Annotated in this window: 3 protein-coding genes; all 3 read left to right on the forward strand. The window is 74.5% G+C overall.

All coding sequences use genetic code 11. From position 1 onward, the window contains the following. The coding region (locus tag Mterra_RS19855; RefSeq protein WP_170159759.1) for an alpha-mannosidase at positions 1-1,487 on the forward strand (1,487 nt) is incomplete at its 5' end. Next, positions 1,484-2,608 carry an N-acetylglucosamine-6-phosphate deacetylase gene (gene nagA, locus Mterra_RS19860; RefSeq protein WP_119316690.1) on the forward strand — a complete coding sequence of 375 codons (1,125 nt, stop codon included), beginning with the start codon at positions 1,484-1,486 and terminating at the stop codon, positions 2,606-2,608. The genes Mterra_RS19855 and nagA, both read left to right, overlap by 4 nt. Beyond that, a partial coding sequence (locus tag Mterra_RS19865; protein WP_245971707.1) for an SIS domain-containing protein occupies positions 2,547-3,452 on the forward strand: 906 nt, incomplete at its 3' end. The genes nagA and Mterra_RS19865, both read left to right, overlap by 62 nt.

Raw genomic sequence — 3,452 nt, forward strand, 5'->3', positions numbered from 1 at the left:
GGCAGGGAGAGGATGGGCCCGAGCTGGCGCTGGAGGGGGCCTGGAAGGCGCTGCTGCTGGGCCAGTTCCACGACGTCCTGCCGGGCTCCGGGGTGCACAGCGTCCCCGAGGACGCCCGGGAGAGCCTGTCGCAGGCGCTGGCGGTGGCCGAGGGGCTGCGGCGGCGGGCGCTCGAGCGCCTCAGCGCCGGCGTCGCCGCGCCGCACCCCGAAGCCGCGGCCAAGGTGGTGGTGTGGAACCTGGGCTCCTCGCCCAGGCTGCTGCGGCTGGAGATGGCCCGCCCGCTGGAGGGCCCCTTCCGCCTGCTGGGGCCGGAAGGGGAGGAGATCCCTTACCAGGCCGCCGGCGAGCGCATCCTGGCCGCCGGCGGCCTCGAGGTGCCCCCCTTGGGCTACGTGGCCCTGGGGGTGCTGGAGGGCGAGCCGGCGCCGCAGGGCGGCGAGCAGGCCGTCTCGGTGCTGGGCACGGTGCTGGAGAACGCCCACCTGCGGGTCAAGGTCGCGCAGGACGGCAGCCTCGCGGCCTTTTTCGACAAGGACCACCAGCGCAGGGTGCTGGCGGGGCGGGGCAACCAGCTGTGGGCCTACACCGACGTGCCGCGCTTCTGGGAGGCCTGGGACGTGGACGCGAGCTACGAGGCCGAGGGGCAGGAACTGGAGGCCGCCCAGGTGCGGGTGCTCGAGTCCGGCCCGGTGCGGGCGGGCATCCGCGCCGAGTACCGGCTGGGCGCGTCGCGCCTGGAGCAGACCTACTGGCTGTGGGCGGGCTCGAGGCGGCTCGAGGTCGAGACCGTCGCCCACTGGCAGGAGCGGCGCACCCTGCTGCGGGCGCTGTTCCCGCTGGCGGTGCGCTCGCACGAGGCCCACTACGAGACCGCCTTCGGCGCGGTGGCCCGCCCCACCCACGCCAACACCTCCTGGGACGCGGCCCGCTTCGAGGTCCCGGCCCTGCGCTGGGCCGACCTCAGCGAGGCGGGCTACGGGGTGAGCCTGCTCAACGACGCCAAGTACGGCCACAGCGCGCGGGGCAACGTGCTGGGCCTGTCGCTGCTGCGCGGGAGCATCTGGCCCGACCCCTACGCCGACGTGGGCGAACACCGCTTCAGCTACGCGCTCTACCCCCACGCCGGCGACTGGCGGGCGGGCACCGTGGCCGAGGCCGAGGCGCTCAACGCGCCGCTGGTCGCGGTGCAGGGCTCGGGAGGGGGTGAAGGCCCGGCCCGGGGCCGCTTCCTGCGCCTGGAGACCCCCCACCTGCGCCTGTCGGCGCTCAAGCGGGCCGAGGACGGCGACGGCTACGTGCTGCGGCTGTACGAGGCCCACGGGGCGCGGGGCGAGGCCCGGCTCGACCTCTCGCCGCTGAAGGCGGGGCGGGTGAGCCGGGTGAACCTGCTGGAAGAAGGCCAGGAAGCCCTGAGCCTGGAGGGCGGCGTGCTGCGGCTGAGCTACCGGCCCTATGAGGTGATCAGCCTGAGGTTACGACCATGAACGAGTTGCGAGGAATTCTGGTCACCCCCGAGGGTGAGCGGCCCGGCCTGCTGCGCTTCGGGGAGCGCGTCGAGGCCGTCGAGGCCCTGCCGGAAGCGCCCCAGCGCTACCTGCTGCCCGGCTGCCTCGACCTGCACGTGCACGGCGGCGACGGCGCCGACTCGATGGACGGGGAGGCCGCGGTGCGGCAACTGGCCCGCTTCCACGCCCGCAACGGCACCACCGCGCTGCTGGCTACCACCGTCACCGGCCCCGTTCCCGACATCGAGGCGGCGCTGGCGGGCATCAACGCGGTGGTCGAGCGGCCCGGCCCCGGCGAGGCGCGGGTGCTGGGGGTGCACCTCGAGGGCCCCTTCATCAACCCCGACAAGCTCGGCGCCCAGCCGCCCTACGCTCTTCCCCCCGACCTGGAGCTGATGCGCCGCTGGCTGGGCCTGGCCCCCATCAAGGTGGTCACGCTGGCCCCCGAGCTGCCGGGCGCCCTCGAGCTCATCCGCTTCCTGGCCGAGCAGGGCGTGCGGGTGCAGATCGGGCACACCCTCGCCACCTACGCCCAGGCCCGCGAAGCGCTCGAGGCGGGCGTCGCCTCCTTCACCCACTGCTTCAACGCCATGACCCCCCTGCGCCACCGCGAGCCCGGCGTGGCGGGTCTGGCGCTGGAGCGCGCGCGGCGGGCCGAGTTCATCACCGACGGGCTGCACGTCCACCCCGCGGTGGTGCGGGCCTCCTGGAAGGCCATCCCCGAGCCCTACGTCGTCACCGACGCGGTGGCGGCGGCCGGGATGCCCGAGGGCCCCTACCACATGGGGCGGCACCGGGTGATCAAGCGCGGCGACGGGGTCTACCTCGACGACGGCGTCACCCTGGCCGGCAGCGCGCTCACCACCGGGCAGGCCATCCGTAATCTGGTGGACTGGGGCTACAGCCTCCCCGAGGCGGTGCGGGCCACCTCCGCCACCCCGGCCCGCTACCTGGGCCTGGGCGAGCGCGGCCACCTGCAGCCGGGAGCCTGCGCCGACATCCTCGTGCTCAACGCCGATCTGGAGGTCGAAGAAGTCTATGTCCAGGGCCAACGAATCCAAGATGTACCGCGAGGCGCTCCAAGCGCCCACCGTAGTTGAACGCCTGCTGCGCGAGAACCGCGGCGAGGTCGAGTCGCTGGCGGGCTACCTGCGCCGCAACCCCCCGCCCTTCGCCCTCACCGTCGCCCGCGGCAGCTCCGACCACGCCGCGCTCTACGGCAAGTACCTGCTCGAGAGCCTGCTGGGCGTGGTGGTCTCCAGCGCCACCCCCTCGGTCACCACGGTCTACGGGGCCAGCCTCGCGCTCAACAAGGCCCTCGTCGTCGCCGTCTCGCAGTCGGGGGAGAGCCCGGACCTGCTCGAGGTCGCCCGCCAGGCCCGCCGCGGCGGGGCGCTCACGGTGGCCTTCGTCAACAAGGAGGCCTCGCCGCTCGCCAGGGCCTGCGAGGTGGTGCTGCCGCTGTGGGCCGAGACCGAGGAGGCGGTGGCCGCGACCAAGAGCTACCTGGCGACCCTGGCCGCCCTGGCCCAGCTCGTGGCCTACTGGGCCGACGACAAGGGCCTCAAGGACGCCCTCGCCCTGCTCCCCGAGGCCATGCACCGAGCCGCCGAGGCCGACTGGAGCGCCGGGCTCGAGCCCCTGGCCGAGTGCGACAACACCCTGGTGGTGGGGCGCGGCTACGCCTTCGCCGTCGCCAACGAGCTCGCGCTCAAGCTCAAGGAGACCAGCGCCCTGCACGCCGAGGCCATGTCCGGCGCCGAGCTGCTGCACGGCCCGGTGGCCCTGGTGGAGCCCGGCTTCCCGCTGCTGGTGCTCGTCCCCCGCGACCGGCCCCTGCCGGGCATGCTCGAGCTGCTGCAGGCCCTGCGCACCAAGGGCGGCCACCTGCTGGTGGCCTCCTCCGAGGCCGAAGCCCTCGAGCTCGCCCACACCCCCCTCCCC

This window comes from Calidithermus terrae (assembly GCF_003574345.1).
Taxonomy (GTDB): Bacteria; Deinococcota; Deinococci; order Deinococcales; family Thermaceae; genus Calidithermus; species Calidithermus chliarophilus.